Source organism: Bacteroidales bacterium (assembly GCA_026418905.1).
GTDB lineage: Bacteria > Bacteroidota > Bacteroidia > Bacteroidales > DTU049 > JAOAAK01.
In genome coordinates this window covers 22,297-44,273 of sequence record JAOAAK010000046.1, presented here as the reverse complement: position 1 = coordinate 44,273, position 21,977 = coordinate 22,297, and the positions used below count along the sequence as shown (strand labels likewise).

Annotated in this window: 19 protein-coding genes; 9 read left to right on the top strand and 10 right to left on the bottom strand. The window is 35.2% G+C overall.

All coding sequences use genetic code 11. From position 1 onward, the window contains the following. Positions 1-11: 11 nt before the first annotated feature. Positions 12-1,028 (bottom strand): hypothetical protein, encoded by a 1,017-nt coding sequence (locus N2Z72_08805; GenBank protein MCX7697772.1) that lies wholly within the window; start codon positions 1,026-1,028, stop codon positions 12-14. 156 nt (positions 1,029-1,184) lie between these two features. Here N2Z72_08805 and N2Z72_08800 point away from each other — a divergent pair, with 156 nt between their 5' ends. Genes N2Z72_08800 through N2Z72_08770 form a run of 7 tightly spaced genes read left to right on the top strand, consistent with a single transcriptional unit; the run spans position 1,185 to position 9,133 of the window. Beyond that, the gene (locus N2Z72_08800; protein MCX7697771.1) at positions 1,185-2,204 is read left to right on the top strand and encodes a branched-chain amino acid aminotransferase; all 1,020 of its coding nucleotides are present in this window, start codon (positions 1,185-1,187) and stop codon (positions 2,202-2,204) included. Positions 2,205-2,237: 33 nt separating this feature from the next. After that, positions 2,238-2,966 carry a gliding motility-associated ABC transporter permease subunit GldF gene (gldF, locus tag N2Z72_08795; GenBank protein ID MCX7697770.1) on the top strand — a complete coding sequence of 243 codons (729 nt, stop codon included), beginning with the start codon at positions 2,238-2,240 and terminating at the stop codon, positions 2,964-2,966. Position 2,967: 1 nt separating this feature from the next. Further along, positions 2,968-4,662, top strand: coding sequence for a gliding motility-associated ABC transporter substrate-binding protein GldG (gldG, locus tag N2Z72_08790; GenBank protein MCX7697769.1), 1,695 nt, complete (start codon positions 2,968-2,970; stop codon positions 4,660-4,662). Between the two features lie 3 nt (positions 4,663-4,665). Further along, positions 4,666-5,721, top strand: coding sequence for a hypothetical protein (locus N2Z72_08785; protein MCX7697768.1), 1,056 nt, complete (start codon positions 4,666-4,668; stop codon positions 5,719-5,721). A 58-nt stretch (positions 5,722-5,779) separates the two neighbouring features. Beyond that, positions 5,780-6,904: a DNA polymerase III subunit beta gene (gene dnaN / locus N2Z72_08780; protein MCX7697767.1), complete on the top strand. Its 1,125-nt coding sequence runs from the start codon at positions 5,780-5,782 to the stop codon at positions 6,902-6,904. Positions 6,905-6,919: 15 nt separating this feature from the next. After that, positions 6,920-7,567, top strand: a complete 648-nt coding sequence (locus N2Z72_08775) for a hypothetical protein (protein ID MCX7697766.1) — start codon at positions 6,920-6,922, stop codon at positions 7,565-7,567. Between the two features lie 6 nt (positions 7,568-7,573). After that, the gene (locus tag N2Z72_08770; GenBank protein ID MCX7697765.1) at positions 7,574-9,133 is read left to right on the top strand and encodes a tetratricopeptide repeat protein; all 1,560 of its coding nucleotides are present in this window, start codon (positions 7,574-7,576) and stop codon (positions 9,131-9,133) included. Here the strand turns inward: N2Z72_08770 and N2Z72_08765 are convergent. From N2Z72_08765 to lpxK, 8 genes are read right to left on the bottom strand one after another with little or no spacing between them, the layout of a single operon-like run. Beyond that, positions 9,130-11,202 carry a VWA domain-containing protein gene (locus N2Z72_08765; protein MCX7697764.1) on the bottom strand — a complete coding sequence of 691 codons (2,073 nt, stop codon included), beginning with the start codon at positions 11,200-11,202 and terminating at the stop codon, positions 9,130-9,132. The two genes, N2Z72_08770 and N2Z72_08765, sit on opposite strands and share 4 nt — an antisense overlap. Positions 11,203-11,206: 4 nt before the next feature. Then, positions 11,207-11,956 (bottom strand): 3-oxoacyl-[acyl-carrier-protein] reductase, encoded by a 750-nt coding sequence (fabG, locus tag N2Z72_08760; protein ID MCX7697763.1) that lies wholly within the window; start codon positions 11,954-11,956, stop codon positions 11,207-11,209. 36 nt (positions 11,957-11,992) lie between these two features. Next, positions 11,993-14,071, bottom strand: a complete 2,079-nt coding sequence (locus N2Z72_08755; GenBank protein MCX7697762.1) for a helix-hairpin-helix domain-containing protein — start codon at positions 14,069-14,071, stop codon at positions 11,993-11,995. Further along, complete coding sequence (locus N2Z72_08750; protein MCX7697761.1) at positions 14,068-14,916, bottom strand: hypothetical protein; 849 nt, start codon at positions 14,914-14,916, stop codon at positions 14,068-14,070. The genes N2Z72_08755 and N2Z72_08750 overlap by 4 nt, the downstream gene beginning before the upstream one ends. 43 nt (positions 14,917-14,959) lie before the next feature. Beyond that, positions 14,960-15,460 carry an HAD-IIIA family hydrolase gene (locus N2Z72_08745; protein MCX7697760.1) on the bottom strand — a complete coding sequence of 167 codons (501 nt, stop codon included), beginning with the start codon at positions 15,458-15,460 and terminating at the stop codon, positions 14,960-14,962. Next, positions 15,457-16,578, bottom strand: coding sequence for an AmmeMemoRadiSam system radical SAM enzyme (gene amrS, locus N2Z72_08740; protein ID MCX7697759.1), 1,122 nt, complete (start codon positions 16,576-16,578; stop codon positions 15,457-15,459). The genes N2Z72_08745 and amrS overlap by 4 nt, the downstream gene beginning before the upstream one ends. Positions 16,579-16,580: 2 nt before the next feature. Next, entirely contained in the window at positions 16,581-17,393 is an 813-nt protein-coding gene (locus tag N2Z72_08735) for a purine-nucleoside phosphorylase (protein MCX7697758.1), read from the bottom strand. After that, complete coding sequence (gene lpxK / locus N2Z72_08730) at positions 17,290-18,429, bottom strand: tetraacyldisaccharide 4'-kinase (protein ID MCX7697757.1); 1,140 nt, start codon at positions 18,427-18,429, stop codon at positions 17,290-17,292. The genes N2Z72_08735 and lpxK overlap by 104 nt, the downstream gene beginning before the upstream one ends. A gap of 73 nt (positions 18,430-18,502) precedes the next feature. Between lpxK and N2Z72_08725 the strand changes: the two genes are divergently transcribed. Together N2Z72_08725 and N2Z72_08720 are read left to right on the top strand one after the other, a co-directional pair. Next, entirely contained in the window at positions 18,503-19,243 is a 741-nt protein-coding gene (locus tag N2Z72_08725) for a polyprenol monophosphomannose synthase (GenBank protein ID MCX7697756.1), read from the top strand. Beyond that, entirely contained in the window at positions 19,236-20,582 is a 1,347-nt protein-coding gene (locus N2Z72_08720; GenBank protein ID MCX7697755.1) for a dihydroorotase, read from the top strand. The genes N2Z72_08725 and N2Z72_08720 overlap by 8 nt, the downstream gene beginning before the upstream one ends. On the opposite strand, the gene N2Z72_08715 is transcribed toward N2Z72_08720, so the two are convergent. Continuing rightward, on the bottom strand, positions 20,563-21,441 hold the full coding sequence (locus tag N2Z72_08715; GenBank protein MCX7697754.1) for a hypothetical protein: 879 nt from the start codon (positions 21,439-21,441) through the stop codon (positions 20,563-20,565). The genes N2Z72_08720 and N2Z72_08715 overlap by 20 nt on opposite strands. Between the last annotated feature and the right edge of the window lie 536 nt (positions 21,442-21,977).

The window sequence follows — 21,977 nt, the reverse complement described above, 5'->3', positions numbered from 1 at the left end:
TGAGTGATGATTTATTCATAAAAAGCCATAACCACAAGTTTTCTTGCTGCGCAATATCCATCACACCAATTAGGATTGCTAGACCACATAATCGGATTTTCGGTGACTTTCCACTGCAAAGTAACACTGTGGTTACCCGAACTCATGCTCATTACCTTTACTCCAGATATGTTTACATTGCAATCACCGCTACAGAATGGTTGATAATGGGATGCCGTTGTTCTATCGGGAGTGCCATCGATTATCAAACGAGTTTGTATGTAACCAACTCCTGGATTACCATTCGGTTGAACATTTATAGTATAATACATATATACGGTGCAATTTCTTGGTAAGAAAAAGTTAAGAGTGAGATCTGTGTTTTCCCATGAAAAAGAGCTGGTGCTGATGGCAGTTAAAGGAGAAACTTCCCATGCACCAGCTAGCGTTCCTTTGATGGCAGAGGTCCATATGGGAGGTGAACTTGCACCTTGCGAAACCAGAACGTCTCCGGTTGAGCCAGGATTGTTGTTGGGTTTGAGTAAACCTGAAAATTTGATATTCCCTTCAATATCGAGCTTATCTGTAGGATTGCTTGTTCCGATACCTATATTACCGTTGATGTGACTTATTCTCATTCTTTCTTGATGATTTGTTTTAAAAATTAAATCTGTGGCATCTGTGGTTCCTAGGAAGTGGAGGTTGGGATCGGTAGCGGAATTTCCAGTCGTATTCCAGGTTTCTGAGTGGCTAGGAAGACGAGTCCATAAGGGAGATGCGGGAGTTCCTTGATTGTAATAAAATCCTGCTGGTTGTAATCCACCTGTTCCTGTGTTATATACGAGCAAAGACGTTGCTGGATTTGGGATGGTTGTTGCATCATTTTCCCCTTGGAGTGTTACTCGGGGGATAAGCAATCCTTTATTGGTAAAGTTTATGTCAAGACCAGCACTTACATCTGGTGATAAGCCGGAGTTATTGATGCCTACACTTTGTGGATAAAATGCTAAAATCGATTTCAAGATCAAAATAAAATAAAACAGTCTCATAATCATATTTAAAATTTTGTTTTAAAATTAATAAATATTAATAAATGTATGCTTTAATTTTTTTTGTACATTATGTTATCAAATTGAAAAGAAAAAATTTTTTTACGTATACACTTGTTTGCTAAAAAGCATATATTTGAGCAAAATTTAATTTTTATGACAAACATAGAGTGGTCCAAACTTCCGTTTGGATATCATAAAACAAAAATTAATGTCCGTTGCTTTTACAAGGATGGAAAATGGAGTGAACCTCAATTAAGTGATAGTGAGTATTTAAACATGCACATTGCTGCAACGGCCTTACACTATAGTCAACAAGCATTTGAAGGTTTAAAAGCTTACCGAGGAGTCAAAGGAGACATTCGCTTATTTAGATGGAAAGAAAATGCTGCCCGTTTGAGAAATAGTGCACGTGGTTTATTCATGCCTGAAGTGTCGGATGAGTTATTTTTTGAATGCATCAAAAAAGCTGTTCTGGAAAATATCGAATTTCTGCCACCCTATGGAACTGGTGCTTCGTTATATATCAGACCATTATTGATAGGAATAGGACCAGAAGTAGGTGTCAAACCATCGAAAGAATATGCACTTATAGTTTTCGTGACTCCAGTAGGTCCTTATTTTAAAGATGGTTTTAAACCGGTCAAAATTGCTATCATTCATGATAGTGATAGAGCTGCACCGTTAGGAACGGGTAACATTAAAGTTGGGGGAAATTATGCAGCTAGTCTTCGAGGGATGATTCGTGCGTATGAAGCAGGATATTCAGCTGCTATGTACTTGGATAGCAAATTTAAAAAATTTGTCGATGAGATTGGTGCGGCTAATTTTTTTGGAATTAAACAAAATACTTACATAACACCATCAAGTCCCAGCATTTTGCCCTCTATTACGAATAAATCGCTTCAAGTGTTGGCTGCGGATCTCGGAATGAAAGTAGAAGTACGGCCAGTAACGGTTGAAGAATTACCAACTTTTGAAGAAGTAGGTGCATGCGGAACAGCAGCCATCATTACGCCCATTGGTGAAATATATGATTTGGACACAGGTCAAAAATATCTCTATTGTTGTGATGGAAAACCCGGTAAATACTCAACCCAACTTTACGAGAAGCTCATGGGTATTCAATTTGGCACGGAAGAAGACAAATTTGGATGGATCTCCATCATTGAATAATCTTTTGTAAATTGGTCCCAGAATTTTGTTAAGATGTGGTACCTGTTTTGGAAGGAAGTAAAATCCTTTTTATTCTCTCTTATTGGATATATTGTTATTATTGTTTTTTTGGTCAGTACCAGTTTACTTCTTTGGTTGTTTCAGGGAAGTTTTAATATTTTGAATTACGGTTATGCTACGTTAGAGGGATTTTTTTTGCTTACCCCGTTTGTTTTTCTTTTTCTCATACCAGCTATTTCAATGAAAATGTTTTCGGACGAGTTCAGTTATGGAACCATTGAGTTGTTACTCACTAAACCTATTTCAGAAGCCAAGATAGTGATAGCCAAGTTTTTGGCAGGCTTACTGATTCTACTTATTGCTTTGTTACCCACGTTGGTTTATTATGCTAGTCTTTATTATCTTGCTTTTCCTGTGGGAAACATTGACATAGGTGGTATTAACGGATCTTATGTGGGTTTGTTTCTCATGGGAGCTTCATTCTTAAGCATTGGCATGTTTGCATCTTCTCTTACCAAAAATCACTTGGTAGCTTTTGTGTTGGGATTGTTCTTTTCTACGTTCATGTATTTGGGGTTTGAATTCATTTATGATATTGGTATATTTGGTAAAGGTGAGCTTTTCATCAAATCTCTTGGTATTGAAGAACACTATAAGTCTCTAAGTCGTGGTGTGGTTGATAGTAGGGATGTTGTTTATTTTTTGTCGGTCATTTTCTTTTTCCTTTTTTTGAGCTGGTTAAACCTAAAAAACAAAAAATGAGATGAAGAGAAAATCATACTTGTACATTCTGGGTATTTTGATGTTGATTTTCCTGATAAACATAATTTCATCGCGTTTTTTCTTTCGAATAGATTTAACTCAGGAAAAAAAATATACCCTATCGTCAACTACGCGTCAAATATTACGATCGCTAGATGATATTGTTTATTTCAAAATATATCTGGAAGGTGATTTACCAGCAGAATATAGGAAACTTCGGAATGCTATTCGTGACATGCTTGATGAATTCAAGGCCTATAATAAATCTAAGATTCAATACGATTTTATCAATCCATTTGAAGGCAAAGATAAGCGTACGATTCAGGACATATATGAGGAATTAACGGGAAAAGGATTATATCCTACGGTAGATCATCGTTTTGAAGCCGAATCTCAAGAGAGAAAAGTCATTTGGCCTTGTGCTTTAGCATATTACAAAGACCGTGAAATTCCCATCAACTTCGTTCAGGCTTTTCAGCAAGTAAATAAGGAAATTTTGATCAATCAGTCGATTGAAAATATTGAATTTAATTTGGTAGATGCTATACGTAGACTGCAAAAAACGCAAAAATATACAGTGGCTTTTTTGCAAGGACATGGCGAGGCGGAACCCATGTTGGTTGATGACCTGGCTCGAAGTTTATCAGAATACTATACCGTGAAAAAGGTGGTTATAAACCATCAGTTAAAAGCCCTTGATGGAGTTCGTACGTTGATCATAGTTGGTCCTGATTCCGTTTTTGATGAAAAAGACAAATTTATCATAGACCAATTTATCATGAAAGGGGGAAGGGTACTGTGGTTAATTGATGGGGCATGGACGACCATTGACTCACTCCGATCTCGACCCGAAGTACCAGCTATTGCCAATGAGATAAATTTGGAAGATATGCTTTTTAAGTATGGGGTAAGGGTTAACCCCAATATTTTGCTTGATCTTAACAGTTGTCCAATTCCTATTAAAACAGGAGAAGAAGGTGGGCGTCCTGTTTTTAATTATTACAATTTTTATTACTTTCCTGCTATTGCTAATCCTCGGGGGCATCCGATTGTTAGAAATATTAATGCCATTCGTTTTGAATTCGCATCAACTATCGATACCATACCAGTACCTCATGTTAAGAAGACAATTCTTCTGACGAGTTCTCAGTTTTCACGTGTACTCAATACTCCTACTATTGTTTCATTACGTGTTTTGCAAGAAGAACCTAGTAAACAATTTTTTAATAAGTCTTTCTTACCTGTAGCAGTGTTGCTCGAAGGGCAATTTCAAAGTGTTTTTAAACACAGGCTTCCCCCAGAAATAGAGAAAGATACGGGAATAGGTTTTCAAGCTGAAAGTAAGCCCACCAAGATGATTGTGGTTTCTGATGGAAACGTTGCTCAAAATCAGTTTATCTATCAACAAGGTTCATTTTATACATTTCCATTAGGTTACGATCGCTTTACGAAGATTACTTATGGGAACAAAGATTTTATATTAAATTGTGTGAGTTATCTTACTGATGAACAAAATATTTTGGATATAAGGTCTCGTGAGATCATTATTCGATTGCTTGATAAAACTAAAGTTAAAAGTTATCGAAATTTTATTGTATTTCTCAACATCTTCCTACCCGTTTTTTTCATTGTGCTTTCAGGCATAACTTTTGTGATTATTAAGAGAGTTTCACTCCGAAAATGGTTGAAAAGATAAGTTATGAAAAAGAAAAAGATACTTTTTACGCTAGTTCTTTTAATGGCTGTTATATTATTTCCAGTGGTTATTAATTTTATCCAACTCCGATTAAATTCTGATATATATCCTGGAGAGAAAGATTTTGCATTTCTTGATACAGCTTCAGTAGTAAAGTTTTTTATTGCCGACAAGAAAGGAAATAGGGTATTACTCGAAAGAAAAGAAGGTAATATTTGGATGGTAAATGGTAAATATGAAGCCCACCGGGACGTGATCAAAGAGTTTCTTTATACCCTATTTAACATGACCGTTAGAAATCCTGTACCTCTTTCAATGAGGGATAATGTAATACGTGAATTGGCTAGCCATGGAATTAAGGTAGAAATTTATGCACGCGTTTATGGATGGAATTTGCTGAATATGAGGTGGTTTCCATACATTAAACGGGTCAGGACATTTTACGTTGGTCATGCCACGAAAGATCAAACTGGCTCATTTTTTCTTATGGAAGGATATGAGAATCCATACGTTTTGCACATACCTGGTTTTATGGGTTTTATCAATTCAAGATTTAGTCCATTCGAGCGAGACTGGAGAAGTCATAAAGTTTTTGAAGCTCAAATTCATGATATTAAAGAAGTTGAAATCAAATATCCGGCATTTCCCGAAAACTCTTTTAGAATTATTTCTCATAATGGTAAATTTAAGTTATTGAATTTAAATGGAATAGAATTACTCGATTCTGACACTATTTCTATCATTGCTTTTTTAACTCAATTTGTTGATGTACGATTTGAGTCACTTATTGATGATGCTTCACCTGATAAATTAGATTCTATTCGCCAGCTCATTCCATTCTGTACCATAAAACTTAAGACCACACAAAATCAGGAACAGTTTATTCATCTCATTAAGATTAAAGCACCTAAGGGAAGTACCAATATTGAGGGTAAACCTATTGAGTATGATCCTGAGTATTTATGGGGGGTCTTACCCTCTGGAGAAGTGGTCATGACTCAATATTTTGTTTTTGGGCCGTTGATGAAAAGGTTAGATGACTTTAGGTTAAAAAAATGAATTAATGAAAAGGAAATTTAATCAACAAATCGTAATTTTGCATTAAAAATTTGATATTATGAATTTTGTTATTTCAAGTCAAGTTTTACAGAGGGCTTTGCAAAGTATCCACCAACTCATCGGAACAAACAGCTTGGTTCCCATTGTTGAAAATTATTTGTTTGAAAGTGATGGTGAAGTGTTACATGTAACAGCAACTGACAATGAAACCAGGGCAACAGTAACACTTAGTCCTACCATGCTTTCGGGGGAAGGAAAAGTAGCTGTTCCTCCTAAGATATTGTTAGAGACTTTAAAAAATTTACCCGATATACCCGTAACATTCACATTCGATCTGGAAAATTTGATGGGAGAACTCAATACAGGCAATGGTATTTATAAGATGTCATTATATAATGCCGAAAATTATCCTGTTTTTACAGAATTAGAGAATCCTCGCGAGTTGCTCATAGAGAGTTCTGTTTTGTCTCAAGCTATCATAAGAACTTTGCCTGCAGTGGGCTACGATGAAATGCGACCTCAAATGAATGGTGTATATTTTGAGATATCCCCACAATATAGCAATTTTGTATCCACCGATAGTCATAAATTAATAAGATATCGACGCCTTGATGTTAAGGGTGATAATGCTTTTTCTTTTATTCTGCACAAAAAACCTCTCCCTTTGTTGAAGAATTTGTTGTCTTCTGTTGATGCAAATGTAATCGTAAGATTCAATGAAACCAATGTTTCATTTACTTTTGATAAGTATTTCATTAGTTGTCGTTTGATTGAGGGGAGGTACCCTGCTTATGAAAACATTATTCCTCAGGATAGTCAATATCGTTTGGTGGTTGATAGAGAAATGTTAATTTCTGCACTTAAAAGAGTATCGGTTTTTGCCAATCAAGCTCTGCCTGAGGTTGTATTTAACATCAATGGTCAAGAGCTACTGCTAGTAGCTGAAGATTTCGATTTTTCCAATTCTGCTAGAGAACGTCTGACATGTTCATACGAGGGCGATAACTTCAGAATAGGTTTCAATGCTAAGTTTTTACTCGATTTGCTCAATAATATGAGTAGTGAACATGTTCTTTTCTTGTTTACATCTCCCAATAGAGCCGTGATCATTCGACCCGAGGAAGAAACTGATAACAAAGAAGAATTACTAATGCTTGTAATGCCGATTACGTTAAGAACATAATAATTTATGAAATTTATGAAATATTTTTTTGTATTTGTTTTTGCTTTAATAAGTTTTGTCATTAATTCTCAAGCAAGTCTTGTTTTACAGGACACCATTTTGCATACCATTCGCACAAAATTACCTTCATCGTGGAGCATGTCTTTTAATGATTCTTTAATTATATTTCAAAGCAGTGCCACGTATTGGTTGTTGGATGGAAAATGTGATTCTATCATCCAACCTGAAAAACTTCAGTCGCTACCTTCTTACCATCCTAAAATTGTTTTCAGATGGGAACCCAAATGGGATCCTGATAGGTATTATGCCCAGTTTTTAATAAACGATAGTCTTGGAAAAGTACTTTTTAATTTACCCACCACTATGGGCATTGAACATTTAATCGATCGACAAAAATCTACAAGATTTAACTTGGTTTTTAATCCTAAAACACGAGAAGAGAAAGAACTCGTCAGTAAGTATGAAAGCAAAAGAAAAATTCTTGCTTCTTATGTTAAGCCACTACCTGAATTCAATACATCATTACTTAGTCTTTTTTTGCTTGAAAAAAGTGGAATGCCATTTGGAAATAAGTGTGTGTACCCACTTTCAGTAACCCACGAAGTTAATCAAGTTCATATTCTATTTCTGGAATACGCAAAAAATCCTATGGTAGAAAAATAAATTTATATGAAGCTTAGACATAGTTTCATCATATGTGTTTTGTTTGGTTTTTCTTTTGTTGGTGCTCAGAAATTTCCCTTTCAAGAAACACCCATTAAAACTGTTGACAAGCACGAAAAAGCATTTCTAACTGCTTTTATTTTTGATCAGTTTTCTTTCGGAACAGTCAATTACACAATATCATCTTACGACTTCCTTAAGATGGGAGACATCAAAAATTCTTTTTCTAGTATAAGCAAGCACATTGAATCCTTCAACGACTCATTAAAGTTTTATAAGAATCTTGAAGATAGTATAAATACGTATTTGAAATTGTTTACCTTGCATAAAGTTCTTGGAAATTATGCCAAAGCAGATTCAATTTCTGTGGTGTTATCGTTTAGACTAAACAAAGAATTAACATCATATAATCAGGGTCTTTCGTCAGATCCTCATGTACTTGCAATGGCTGCTCAGTGGAGTGAGGTTTGTAATAACGATATATCCTCTGCTTATTACTTTTATAATCAAGCTTTGGCTAAGGATTCTCTAGACTCTCTTGCTTTCTTGGGTCTTTATTTGCTTTACAGCAGAATGTCGATGTACGAAAAAGTTGATTCAATGTTTTTTCTTGGCATAAAACGTTTTAAAAAAATCGATTTATTCAAATATATTCCAGGACTTATCATATCCCTCTATAACACTGTGAATTCATTAACAACTACATTGGATCAGGATAGAAAACTTTGCCTCAGTCAAATCATACAAATTGAAATGCTGACCAAATTAGAAAAATCTAACGACATAAGATATCAGCTTTTAGGCTCATTAGGGAAGTTATTGTTCTACGTGATGAGGTATCTTCCCGATCTTTCAAGTAAGGAAATAAAAGTTAAAATGTCTTCATGCGACAAGGATTCTTTGCAGTTGTTAAAATCTAAGCTATTAAAAGCTGAAAAATCAATATCTGAGTCAATTTTTCCTTTCGTAATCCAAGAATCTCTGAGTTGGTTGTATTTATTGCTAAACATGCCAGATTCATCTTTATTTTGGCTTTCAAAAACGGAGAAAAATCTCGAACCTTTTGTAGTTTATTTTCATGGTAAAATGTTTAATGTCAAGATGTTGCAAACATATATTTATCTTAGAGCCAAAAAAGATACGGCAAAAGCCGTAGCTATATTAGAAGACATTAAATCCAAAAAGGAGAAGATAGGATTTTATCCAGATAATTTGCTTTTATTGGCTAAGTTATATATAGCATTAAAACAATACGATAAAGCTCTTGCAAACATTGAAAATTATTTACAGTTACCTTTATCAAAGACTGATGCTTTGCTATTAAAAGCTGTGGCTTTGTATTTCAAAAAGAGAACTCAAGAATCGTTTGCGATTCTTGACAACCTTTTGAAGCAAGAAGATGCACTAACCAGTGATAAAATCTATCTCTTAGGTGCAGCCCTCTATTTATTAGAAGGAAATACTTCAACAGCTTACAATTACTTACTTTCAGGATATGCTATGCAACCTCAAAATGAAAGTTTCTTATACCTAGGGAGCAGGTATTTTAAACCTCAGGTGAATTAATAATATCCTTCCCATTTTCGCCAGCCCCATTCTATGGTGGCTAAAAGTAAAAGCAAGAAAAAGATGTAGGGCCATTCAATGAGACTGGCGTATCGAGTGATTTTTTTCTCGCGTGTTGAAGGAGTTTTTTGTTGGATTTTTGCTAACCACTCTTTTTTGCTAGAGATCTGAAAGTAGTCTCCTCCAGTAAGTTCTGCGATTTGTTTGAGCAAGTTGTAATTAGCTTTCAAAGAAAGCAATTCAGGGTTAAATGCATTAATACTAAATTGTCCGCTTTGCTTGAAAGGGTAGCGGTTGTCCTGAACGGAAGCAGTAAATTGATAAATGCCTGAAGGTAGCCCCTGAAGACTCAAAGAATAGGCGTTTCCTTCAGGTTCAAATTGATAGGTCATAATTCGGTTGTTGCTATCCTTAATGTTTATAACAATAGGGATATCATTAATAAGTTCATATTGGGTATTATAGAGTTCGGCAGTCATCTGCACCAATTCAAACGAACTGTAATTTGTTTTGTATTTCACAAGAAACCGTGATTTTTCTGTGTGTTCAGTTAAAAACTGAACAATACGAGCGATGAACTGATCAAAAATATCATGACTTTGATAGTCAACAAAAGCCTTAATTCTCCACTGCCATATGCCTTCACCTAAAAGATATGCAAAGTAGACGTTTTGCCATTTATTGAATAGTAGCAAAGGTTGTTGTGTTACAACTTTGCCATGCTTCTGAAAAAGCATAATCTGTGAAGTTGTTCCTGCTGAATATTCACCAAAAGGCAACTCTAGAGGGGGAAGATTATCGAAAAAAGATTTTTCGTTTTCGGGCATGGTGAAAAGACTAAAATTTGAATTAAATGCTGGAAAAACTTCGTTCGAATTATTTGATCGGATTTTAATGTTAATCCCTGTTTTTTGTGACATTAGAAAATGATAGTTAAATTTCATTCCTCCAATAAACCAAACAGGAATTTGTCGTTGGGTAATTTCCTGGAAGAGCGGAGGGGAGGTAGGACTTTGAGGAGACTGGTAATATATGACTAGATTATATTTATCTAGGTTGATGGTAGGGACTTCTTCTTTTCGAAAAACATCAACAGAAAATTGAGCATAATGTTCTAGAGCTTCTTTAATGCTACGGATGTCGGGGTGGATGGTTTCAGCAAAAATGAGAATGTTTTTTGTTTTTTCGATTACATTAAAGTATACTGTTACTACGTTATTATTCTTGTTTTTTTCTTCAGGTAAGGGATCGAAAATAACTGTAATTTTATTGAGACCTTTTTGCGTAGCTAACTCTTGAAGTGAAATAAATTTTGAATAAGCAGGGGAAGCTATAAATAAATTTTGTTCCGAAATCTTTTTATCATTTAAAAAAACTTTGATCACAGAGGATTTTCCTGAGGCACCATGGGCATTGACCGAGATTTCTATTGGAAAATATGCGTTAAAACCAACTTCTTTGTTGATCTGGACGAAAGAAACGGATAGGTCTATTGAAGGAGTTGTATCTCCTACGGCCATGCAATGGACTGGAAATGGAAGTTGACTAGCCATGAGTATTGGATTAGCCCCCATATTGTATATTCCATCAGATATGAGGAGAACTTCTGACAACCAGTTATCCTGAAGGCGTTGTCTTAACTGCAATAAGGCATCCGAAATGTTGGTGATTTTACCTGAAAAATCCTTAAAGTTGTTTCTGAGGCTATCGCTGAAAGAATAAATTCTAACGTCGTAATCAGTAAGACTAGATTGAAGATCCTGGATAAATTCAGGTATTTCTTTCTTAATCAAAGAAGAATCCCGGTTTTTGATCATAGACTGTGAAGCATCAACTAGAATAGCAAAAATAGGTTTGATGGTTTCTTTTCTAGTAAATTTAAAGAGAGGACTAAGCAATAGAAAAAGTAGGGTAAATAGAAGAAAAAAGCGTAGAACTGCTAGGAAAATTTTTCTGTTTTGAGGAATACGAAAAGATTGGTTAAAAAGATAAAGCCATAAAGCTAAAGTCGTGGCAATTATAAGAAAACCAATAATCCAAAGGATTGGAAAAGGTAAATCGAAAGACATGGTGTTAAATATGCAAGCCTCCGCAAACGGTAATAGTTTGACCAGTGATATAGCTAGAAAGGTCACTAGCTAAGAAAAGAGCCAGGTTCGCTACATCATATACCGATCCTGGACGACCAAGGGGAATGTCTTTAATCCAGTTTTCACGAACTTCCGGTGGGAGCTTAGCTGTCATTTCAGTTTCAATAAATCCTGGAGCTATGGCATTACAACGAATGTTTCTACTTCCTAACTCTTTAGCTATACTTTTGGTAAAACCAATAATGCCAGCTTTCGAGGCAGCATAATTTGCTTGGCCTGCATTGCCACCGAGGCCAACAATGGAACTCATATTGATAATAGAACCTGAGCGTTGCTTCAGCATAATACGCTGAACAGCTTTGGTCATGTTAAAAACGCTTTTAAGGTTGACGGTTATCACTTTGTCCCAATCTTCTTCAGTCATTCGAAGCATGATATTATCTCGTGTGATGCCAGCATTATTTACTAGAATATCGATAGTGGGAAATTCTTTGCTAACCTCATTTATTAGTTTTTCACAGTCGTTAAAATCAGCAGCATTGCTCTGAATGGCTCTAGCTTTTATTCCTAACTGATTAAGTTCTTCAATACTTTTTAAAGATTCATCAGAGAACTGGATGTCGGTTATTATAACGTTGGCACCATGTTCTGCAAAGACTTGAGCAATGCACCTGCCTATGCCTCTGGCAGCACCTGTAATGATGGCTGTTTTGTTGATTAATAACTTACACATGGAATATTTTTGCAAATTTCTGAAAAATTCTAATTATTAAAAAGTATAACGGATTTGTACTTTTAATTCTGTTTTAGAAGGCTGATTAATTAAATCAAGACCTGAACCTATAGTTGTTCTGTCCAAAAATAAAGTATGGGCAATGCGTAACCAAATGTCGAGATGTTTTTTAAAAGTATATTTTATGATAAAATACGTCCGTGAACCTTTGTAGTAATAAGCAGGAATGGTATATGAATAAAGAACATCGTTTTCGTAGGCGTAAATTCTTTCATCGTATGAATAAGTATCAAAAAAAGCAATGCGAAGAGTGAGGCTAAGAGGGCTGTTTTTTTTCCGAAGCAAAACATCTTGGTAACCGAGAAAACCTGTTCTAAGAGGTTGAGTTGCAAATTTATGTAATAATAATTCCACTCTGGTTTTGAAAATAAAAGCATTAGAAATGGGATAGGTAGCGTGGAAGCGAAACCACTGTCTTTGATCAGATTCAGGTTTTTTAACGTATTGTTGGCTTACGTTTTTGTTTTTTTCTTCGTATTTATATCTCAAACTTAACTGTGTTTTCTTGTTGGGCAGGTAATTAAGTTGGGCAAGAATTTCGGTTCCTTCTGAGGGTGCATCTACTAAATATCTCAGCCATGGAAACTGAAACATATCCATGTAGGCATTGAGAATCCATTGCCTTGAAAATTTTATTTCTTGGCCAATATACCAGGCGCGTTCGTTGTTTGGTTTTGAGCTTTCGGATAGGGGTGTGCCAAAAAATGAGTGAAAGTCGCGAGGAAAATTGCGATAAAGAACCGACACAGAATAGTGATAATTAGCTGCCATCATAAGACCGTGTAAATGAGCAGGTTGCCCGGAACCATCATGAGCAACTTCACCGAAAATGTTAAAATTTCTTAGTAGAATGCTGTAATCAAAGCTGTTCATTAATTGAGTATTACCGGTGAAGTCGTACATTTGGTACAAATCAGAAGGTGTGGCAAAATTCTTGTTGAAGTGAAGGAAATATGAAGTGTATCCTAGTTTAAATCGGGATAAATTAACTTCCATTCTGCCTCCTAAAAGTTTTTCTTGAACGTTATTTTTTCGATTCATTGATGAATACGTATTGTGAAGTCCTGATTCATTGAGGGAAGTAATTGTAAATTCTTCTTGAGAAAGACTATCTTGTTGTAAAATGGAACCATCTTTCATACGGATACTTCCAAATCCGTAGAGATATACTGAACGAAAAAGTTTCATTTGCATTGCAAAACCACGTAAGAAATTAAATTCGTTAACTGATCTAAAAGGCAGAATACCCCTACCGGCCTTTTTTATATAGGTAGCATCGGATGTTTTTCCAAAACTAAGTCCTGTCCACATTGCTAGGCCTTGCCCGAATTCTAACGTATAGTCGCCAAGAGCAAGCGCCATAAAAGGACCTATTTTGCGAAGGAAAACATGAGCACTATAAAAATCAAACCCGTTTTTTTGAGAACCCCTGAAAAGCTCTTCACCTTGATCTTTTTCGGCAGTAAAACCAGCACTAAGAAGATTGAAATAGGAAAAATGGTACCTTATGAAGAGCTTGTAGGGTGAGCCTAAGTAACCAGACGAATCTTCTCTTGAGTATCCTACAGCCAGAGGTAGTGTGAGGGAATACCGTGAGATAAGAACTGATTTTGAAAACTTACTTACATTTCTAAAACTCCAACTTGTCTTACTTTCTTCGCTAGCAATTTTTATATAAGGCAGGATTCTGTAAATGGTTGGGAGATCAAATCCTTCGATGGATTGGAGTTCGTAAATGGACAGAAGTTTTCCATTTTTTTGTATGTGCAAAAGTAAATTGCCTATTTGAAGATCGGAAAGCAAACCTAATCTGGACAATTCTTCATAGTTGGTGTTATTTAAATTAATGGGATGACGTGCAAAATATTGGAGATTTTCAGAAATTTCAGTAAAATCTTGTTCTTGTTCGGTATTTTCTGTAAATTGTTCAATTTTATCTTGAATTTTTTCTTCAATGATAAGTGTATCGGAAGGAAAACGTGGTGTGGTATCAGGAATCACCTGAGAGTGAAGATAAATACAGACAAAGATATTGAGAAGGAATAGTTTTTTCATTCTTCACCGTTTTGAGTTTTTTTTCCCTTTCTGTCAAAAGTATATATCAAATTAATGCCTGATGAAAACGATAAAATATTGTGATAACTAATAGCCCAAATAGCTTGAAATTTTTTGAAAATAAAAATGGTTCCCATATGCCACTGAAAAGGGTTAAAACTGGTACCTGTTGTGAGTCGCACACGCGAATTTAATGTGAAACGTAAACCAACATGACCAGAAAGTTGCTGATTGATCATCTTACTGATATCAATCGACAGGAGCATTTTGTCCGAAAAATAATATGTTGTCCCACATATGATTTTTCCGGGTAATCTTTCATGGGTAACCTGTGAAATACTGGGCTGAATAGGATTAAAGACATAAGTTCCTAAAGAAAGTTTGTTGTTAACTTTAAATTGCGAACCAGCTTCCAAAATGAAAAGATGTTTTTTCCCGTAATATTCCACATTAGTGCCTAATTGATAATAATCGAAATTTAAGCCAAATGAAAATTTTTCTCCAAAATTTTTAGCGAAGTTTAATTTCGAACCTGTCATGTGCAAAGCGGGAAAACCTGATTGAAAGATTTGGATTGAGGTTGTTCCAAGGCTTTCCGGTAAAGGATATATGAAAGTCAGAGTTCTATCCGAGAGCTCGTGCATAAAAAAACGGGCGAAATAGCCAACAATGATGGTGGGGTTTTCTGACCATGCAGAAACAGAAGGATTAGCATCAATAAAAGGATGAGTTCCATCTGCTACTCCTGCACCTCCCTGTCCTTGTAAAAAAGCTTGAGTAGACGTGATCTGTGCTTTGCTCAATAGAATAATAAACAAAAACATGGAGTACAGCCAACACTTCATACGTAAAATTTGCTTAAAAATAATGGATTTTTCTAAATTGAAGTTATAAAATTAATGCAATCTCTTTCATGTTGCGAATAACAAAATCAGCTTTTGGGAAAGAAATGCTTTCATGATAATTGGGGAAAAAAAGAACGGTATGCATACCAACATGAGCGGCACCAACTATATCTTTTTCGTAATTGTCTCCTATCATGACGGCATGATTAGGGGTGATGCAAACCATCTTAAGAATAATTTCAAAGAAAAGTGGATCAGGTTTTTTGTAACCCAGATCTCGGGAAGTGAAAATATAACTAAAAAATTGTGCTATGTGAACACGTTTTAGAGCTTTTTGAACATCACTACCATGGGATAATCCTGCGTTTGTGGCTACGGCAAGGGTGTAATTTTTTTTTCTAAGGTATGGTAAAATTTCATCGACACCTTCTATAAGTGCAATTTTTTTCCATGTATACATAGGCCCTACTTCATCGGGAAAATCAATCATTAGCGTATTGCCCCAATCAAAAACGACAAGATCAATATTGTGAAATACTGTCATTTCCAAACACCGGGAATTTTCTGCCCACAAGTAAGGCAGGCCCCATTGCTTATATTAACTAATCGAACGTTATAGTAATTTCTTTCAATTAAGAGTGATTTACATGAGGGACAATAGGTGTTTTGTCCTTCATCTCCTGGAATGTTTCCAGTGTAGACATAAGAGATCTTTTTTTCGATGGCGATTTGTCGTGCCTTTTTAATAATGGAAATATCAGTCGGACGAGAGTGTGATAATTTATACGCAGGGAAGAAACGAGAAATATGTAAAGGCACCTCAGCAAAACCATTTTCTAAGAGCCAATCTATCATTTGACTAAATTCATCTAAATTATCGGTATAGTCAGTAACCATGAGATTGGTAATTTCAAGCCATCTTTTGCTTTGATGAACTTTTTTGATGGTACGAAGTACTGCATCCAAATCTCCACCACATAATTTTCGGTAAGTTTGTTTGTTAAATGATTTCAAATCGATGTTAAAAGCATCCATATTTTCAAGTAGTTGATTCAGAGGTTCTTCTTCGATGTAACCGTTGGTAATCATGACGTTTTTGATACCATGAGCGTGAGCAAGTTTGGCAATATCGTACATGTATTCGTAAAAAACTGTAGGTTCTGTATATGTATAAGCGATGAATTTTACGTTGAGTTCAATGGCTGTATTAACAATTTGCTCAGGTGTATAATTTAAAGATGAAACATCGCGGGGAGATACCTGTGAAATTGAATAATTTTGACAATTCAGACACCTAAAGTTGCAACCAGCTGTACCAAGAGATAGAATTTTACTCGTAGGAAAAAAATGATAAAGTGGTTTTTTTTCAATGGGATCTAGATGCAATGCAATGGGGTTGTTGTAAGCAAGAGTGTATAGATCGTTGCCATCACTAATCCGTGTACGACAAATTCCTATTTGATCTTTTTGGAGTTTGCAATGATGAGGGCATAAGAGGCATTGGATGATTCCGTCTGCTATTTTTTCATAAAATTTTGCTCGGTGAAAGGGGATCATTTGAGAACTATTTTCAACTCTATCCAATCCATGAAGAGGTATTTTTTTGAGAACCATAAGGGAGGCAAAGCTTGCAATGCTTCGAAGAAATTGCCTCCGATCCATAGTTAAATTTTTGAAAGCATTTTGATGATCAAATTACTCATCTTGGGTTCGGCGTTTTTTGCAGCTTCAAGTACCTCTTCGTGGCTGACAGGAACTACATGGTCCATGCCGCCAAGGTCAGTTATTACAGATAAGGCAAAAACTCTCATGTTGGCATGACGAGCGACAATTACTTCAGGAACAGTCGACATACCCACGGCATCTCCACCAATGGTTCGCATGTATTTGTATTCTGCAGGTGTCTCAAAGGTGGGACCAGAGACCGCTACATACACTCCTTCATGAAGGTCTATTTCTAACTCTTTTCCTGCTTCAAAAGCTATTTGTCTCAAAGCTTTGTCGTATGGCTCGCTCATATCGGGAAAACGAGGACCTAGTTCTTCATAGTTTTTACCAATCAAAGGATTGGATGGCATGAGATTGATATGATCTTTAATGACCATAATATCGCCTACTTTAAAGGTAGGGTTCATTCCCCCAGCAGCATTAGAAATAATCAATAATTCTACACCAAGAGCTTTCATCACCCGAATCGGAAAAGTGATTTCTTTCATTGTATATCCTTCGTAGTAGTGAAAACGACCTTGCATTGCAATGACGTTTTTCCCTGCAAGTTCACCAAAGATGAGTTGACCTGCATGACCTTTTACAGTTGAAATAGGGAAATGAGGTATTTTATGATAAGGAATGACAAGATCAATTTTGATTTTTTCAACCAATCCACCCAAACCAGTTCCAAGAACAATGGCAATTTCGTATTGCTTGCTGATTTTCTTTTTGATGAATTTTTTTGTTTTTTCTATTTTCTTTAACATAGCTTACTATTTTTTGTTCAAAATTTTCTCCATTAATGTGATGAAATAAAATGTTGGTTTTTATCACAAAAATAGGGTATTTTTTTAATTTTTCAGAAGCTTTGTATAACAACCTTGGTAAGTCTTTTTCCGTAGTTACAATGATCTTATTTGGTACCATATATCGATCAAAATCAAATAAGAAATTATGAATTTGGCTGTCACTAAAAGGGTGATGATCGGGATAGAGATAAGATCTTAGATCCATGCATCGTAATCTAAGTTCTTCTTCGATGGGTGATGGATTTTTTATTCCTGTAATAAGAAAAATGGCATAAGGATTAGTAGTCAAAGGTCTTGAGTTATTCTTAGGGAAAACTGGTAATAGTTCATAATTTCCAAAAGTTGAGAATATTACGTGTTGGCCAGGATAGGGCTTAAGTTTTTTCAAAAATTCATCTTTAATGATAGGTGATAAAATTTTGAGAGATTTGGTAACGACTATGTAGTTAGCTCGCTTTCGAGCAGCTTTTGTTTCTCTTAGTGATCCGACAGGAAGAACGTGATCATTGAAATATGGTTGATGAAAATCTGTGAGCAAAATGTAAAGATCTGCTTTTACTCGAAGATGTTGATAGCCATCATCCATTAAGATTACATCTGTTTCTGGATAATTGTTGAGAATAAATTGGATTCCTCGATGTCTGTTTCTAGCTACAACAACCGGTATATCAGGTGGCAGAGAGCGAACGTATTCCACAGCTTCATCACCTATTTCTCGAAAAGTGTGATTGGCTGTGCAGAGGATGATTCCTTTAGTTTTTCTTCGATAACCCCTCAGAAGTATAGCAACATGGAATCCTTCACTATTTAGAAGATATGCAAAATGTTTAACATGGGGAGTTTTACCGGTACCTCCTGAACTCAAATTTCCAAAACAAATGATGGGTATGTTGTAAGTATGTCTTTTTAGAATGTGAAGTTTATATAAACACTTTCGAAAGGTGGAACATAAAATGAATAACCATTGAAAAGGAAAAAACAATAACTTATACATGAAGTAAAAATACAGTTTTTTCGTGAAAATCAATTTTTTCCTAAAAAAAAACTCTATTTTTGTAAAAAATTTTGTGAAAAAACAGCTATTGGTCATTATTCCTACTTACAATGAAAAAGATAATATATCTAACATTATTAAAAAAGTTTTTTCACTTCCTGTAGATTTTCACATTCTCGTCGTCGATGACAATAGTCCTGATGGAACATCAAATATTGTGGAAAGCTTACAAGAAACATACAAAGAAAGGTTGTATCTTTTAAAAAGAAATGGAAAATTAGGTTTAGGCACGGCATATATAACAGGTTTTCGTTGGGGATTGGAAAATGGATATCAGTATTTCTTTGAGATGGATGCTGATTTTAGTCACAATCCAGACGATCTTGTACGATTGTATGAAGTTCTTTCAAATGATGGGTATGATGTTGTTGTGGGGTCTCGCTATGTTCAGGGTGTCAATGTGGTAAACTGGCCTATAGGAAGAGTTTTGTTAAGTTATTTTGCTTCTAAATATGTGAGATTTATTTTAGGTTTACCTGTTCATGATGCAACGGCCGGATTTGTTGGTTATTCTCGCAGGGTATTGGAGTCAATCTTGCTTGAAAAGATATCTTTCGTAGGTTATGCTTTTCAGATAGAAATGAAATATGTTGCTCATAAGTTGGGTTTTAAAATCAAGGAGATACCCATTATTTTTACTGATCGAAGATATGGTCAATCTAAAATGTCAAAGAAAATCATTCGAGAAGCTTTTTGGGGAGTTCTTAAGCTTCGTTTTACCAATGTAAAAAAACGTTACCAGTCTCATGTATGAAGGACTTCATATTGCTGGTGCACAGTTGGTTAATGAGGGAAAAATTATAGAAGCCGATGTTCTTATCGAAGGGGAAAAAATTAAAAAAATAGAAAAGGTAAGTTTAAAAACCCCATCTAATTATAAAAGAATTGAAGCAAATCAAAAATATCTGTTACCAGGCGTCATCGATACACATGTGCATTTTCGTGAACCTGGTTTGACGTGGAAAGGCAGCATGACGACTGAATCTAAAGCTGCTTTAGCGGGAGGTGTAACAAGTGTAATAGAAATGCCTAATACTGTACCACCAACCGTGGATTACAAGACGCTTGAAAATAAATATGAACTTGCAAGATCTCAGATGCTGGTAAATTTTGGTTTTTATGTAGCTGCCACGTTAGAAAACCTTCAAGAACTGCATGCCTTGATGTTACCCTACGTGGCTGGTGTTAAGCTTTTTTATGGTTCGACTACTGGGAATATTCTTTTTAATGATCCTGACGGTCTTGAAAAACTTTTTTCCTTACATTTACCCTTGATCGTAGCTCATGCTGAGGATGAGAGAATTATAAGGCAAAATACTGAATTGTTTAGGAAACAAATAGGCGATGACCACTTGCAAGCATATCATCATTCATTGATTCGTAGTCGAGAATCTTGTTTGGCAGCAACTTCTCATCTTGTCTATCTTGCTAGTCAATTTAAAACACGTCTCCATTTGCTTCATATTTCCACAGCTGATGAAGTAAATTTTCTTAGATTAAGTAAATCTCCTCATATAACAGCTGAAACTTGTATTCATTATTTGTGGTTTTCGGATAAAGATTATCAAAAGTTAGGGAATTTCATCAAATGTAATCCATCAATAAAAACTACGGATGACCGAGATGCCTTACGTGATGCGCTAAAAGATGGTGTCATAAATACTCTTTCAACAGATCATGCACCCCATACATGTGATGAAAAGATGACTTCTTATTTAAGATCTCCATCAGGTATTCCTTCCATACAATATGGTCTTCCTGTTATGTTGACTTTGGTACATGAGGGAAATTTTCATCTTATTGACGTAGTAAAATGGATGTCGCATCAGCCTAGTGAAATTTTTCGCATAGCCGAGAGAGGTTTCATTCGTGAGGGTTATTATGCAGATTTAATACTTGTCGACATGGATAGCAGGTGGAAGGTTTGGCCGGATGAGATTTTATATCGATGTGGATGGTCACCCTGGGTGGGAGTAGAATTACACGGAAAAGTAATTGCAACAATTCTGAATGGGAAACTTGTTTACGAAAATGGAAAGTTTTTAGGTATAAAAGCTGCAAAGCCATTAGAATTTATTCGTCCTTTTGAATAGGTCTGACGATGATCTTCCCCTTTCTATAACGATAAACTCGATACCATTCCCAAGAATTCAAATTAGTCGACTGATCGATCAAAGCTATAGGTAAGTAAAACTTATCATTTCTTTCATTGACGAGCACGTATGAAGGATGTTTTTTTTGTTGTTCCGAAAGGTATTTTATTTCTTTAGAATGCAATTTCAATTGAAGAGTTGTATTAAGAGGATACGATGGATGTTCGGGTTCCCAATGAATTTTTCCGTCAGGAGTTATATCGCTCACAAAGCATCGTATGGTATCATTTACTTTAAATGGATAATGGTGGTAATTTTGCAGAGGGAGCCGGAAATGTCTACCTTCTTCATCTCTAAGAATAAGATATGAATCAGGATTATTTTTTTCAATGTTTTCTATTTGCAAGTAATACCATTGTCCTTTTTGATAAATCAAAGTGTCTTCAGGCTTAAGACACAATATGGGTAAACCTTTACGTATACCTTTAACACACAGAAAAACCTGATTGTTATGAATTGTAGGTATTTCTGTGAAGCATAATGAGAGTTGGTTTTCCAATATATCCTTAACTATAAGTTCGATGGACTTTTCGTTTTTTTTCATGCTGATAAGATTAAACCAATAGCATTTTCCCGTTTCGTAGTATGGGTGATCGGGTTCGATGAAAATTTCACCACTACAATTAATTTTATCAATCGTGGCTGATATCTTCTGTCCGGCTTGAAAATGATACTTGTGATAATATTCAAATGGTAGTAAGTAATTTTTTTTGCTTACAATATCTTCCATTACATAGTATTTCTGTTCGCCTGTGTCTATTATTTTCTTACAAATGAGGTCAATTCTCTTTATTGTCATTAGTAGGCAGTGCTATTTTTTGGTAAAATTACATCAAGTATAGTTAAATTTTTTTATTAACATTACATTTCATTTCACATGATAGGCTTCTCAGCATCAATATTATGAACGCTATGAATATGATTTAATGCAAACTTGCAAAGGGTATGCTTTTATCATTTGCTTATAAAAAACCGAAAAAATCATTAATTCAAGCTATATGATTAGATGATATAGATTACCTGGGTAGTAGTTTGATTTTAGAGAATCTAATGCCGGTTAGCTCAGTAACAAGTTCATCCACTTCAATTCAGAGTTGCATGCCTCTGTGGTATATTTTTACTGTTTTCATAGGCTTTGTCAAACTATCGGATAGATAATATAATTCAGGATTGTGAATATCAAGGGGGGTTCTATCAAGGGGTGTGGTTCAACAACTTAAATTTTAGTCATAAATCTCAAAAAGAAGAGCATCAGTAAATTTATTATGTTTATCATCTCTCAGAGATCATCATTGATAGAAATTATTACTTTTGCTTAAATCTTTTAAAGATGAA

Coding starts and splice junctions, on each gene's coding strand:
- N2Z72_08805 (MCX7697772.1), bottom strand. CDS start 1,028: ATGAGACTGTTTTATTTTATTTTGATCTTGAAATCGATTTTAGCATTT.
- N2Z72_08800 (MCX7697771.1), top strand. CDS start 1,185: ATGACAAACATAGAGTGGTCCAAACTTCCGTTTGGATATCATAAAACA.
- gldF (MCX7697770.1), top strand. CDS start 2,238: ATGTGGTACCTGTTTTGGAAGGAAGTAAAATCCTTTTTATTCTCTCTT.
- gldG (MCX7697769.1), top strand. CDS start 2,968: ATGAAGAGAAAATCATACTTGTACATTCTGGGTATTTTGATGTTGATT.
- N2Z72_08785 (MCX7697768.1), top strand. CDS start 4,666: ATGAAAAAGAAAAAGATACTTTTTACGCTAGTTCTTTTAATGGCTGTT.
- dnaN (MCX7697767.1), top strand. CDS start 5,780: ATGAATTTTGTTATTTCAAGTCAAGTTTTACAGAGGGCTTTGCAAAGT.
- N2Z72_08775 (MCX7697766.1), top strand. CDS start 6,920: ATGAAATATTTTTTTGTATTTGTTTTTGCTTTAATAAGTTTTGTCATT.
- N2Z72_08770 (MCX7697765.1), top strand. CDS start 7,574: ATGAAGCTTAGACATAGTTTCATCATATGTGTTTTGTTTGGTTTTTCT.
- N2Z72_08765 (MCX7697764.1), bottom strand. CDS start 11,202: ATGTCTTTCGATTTACCTTTTCCAATCCTTTGGATTATTGGTTTTCTT.
- fabG (MCX7697763.1), bottom strand. CDS start 11,956: ATGTGTAAGTTATTAATCAACAAAACAGCCATCATTACAGGTGCTGCC.
- N2Z72_08755 (MCX7697762.1), bottom strand. CDS start 14,071: ATGAAAAAACTATTCCTTCTCAATATCTTTGTCTGTATTTATCTTCAC.
- N2Z72_08750 (MCX7697761.1), bottom strand. CDS start 14,916: ATGAAGTGTTGGCTGTACTCCATGTTTTTGTTTATTATTCTATTGAGC.
- N2Z72_08745 (MCX7697760.1), bottom strand. CDS start 15,460: ATGACAGTATTTCACAATATTGATCTTGTCGTTTTTGATTGGGGCAAT.
- amrS (MCX7697759.1), bottom strand. CDS start 16,578: ATGGATCGGAGGCAATTTCTTCGAAGCATTGCAAGCTTTGCCTCCCTT.
- N2Z72_08735 (MCX7697758.1), bottom strand. CDS start 17,393: ATGTTAAAGAAAATAGAAAAAACAAAAAAATTCATCAAAAAGAAAATC.
- lpxK (MCX7697757.1), bottom strand. CDS start 18,429: ATGTATAAGTTATTGTTTTTTCCTTTTCAATGGTTATTCATTTTATGT.
- N2Z72_08720 (MCX7697755.1), top strand. CDS start 19,236: ATGTATGAAGGACTTCATATTGCTGGTGCACAGTTGGTTAATGAGGGA.
- N2Z72_08715 (MCX7697754.1), bottom strand. CDS start 21,441: ATGACAATAAAGAGAATTGACCTCATTTGTAAGAAAATAATAGACACA.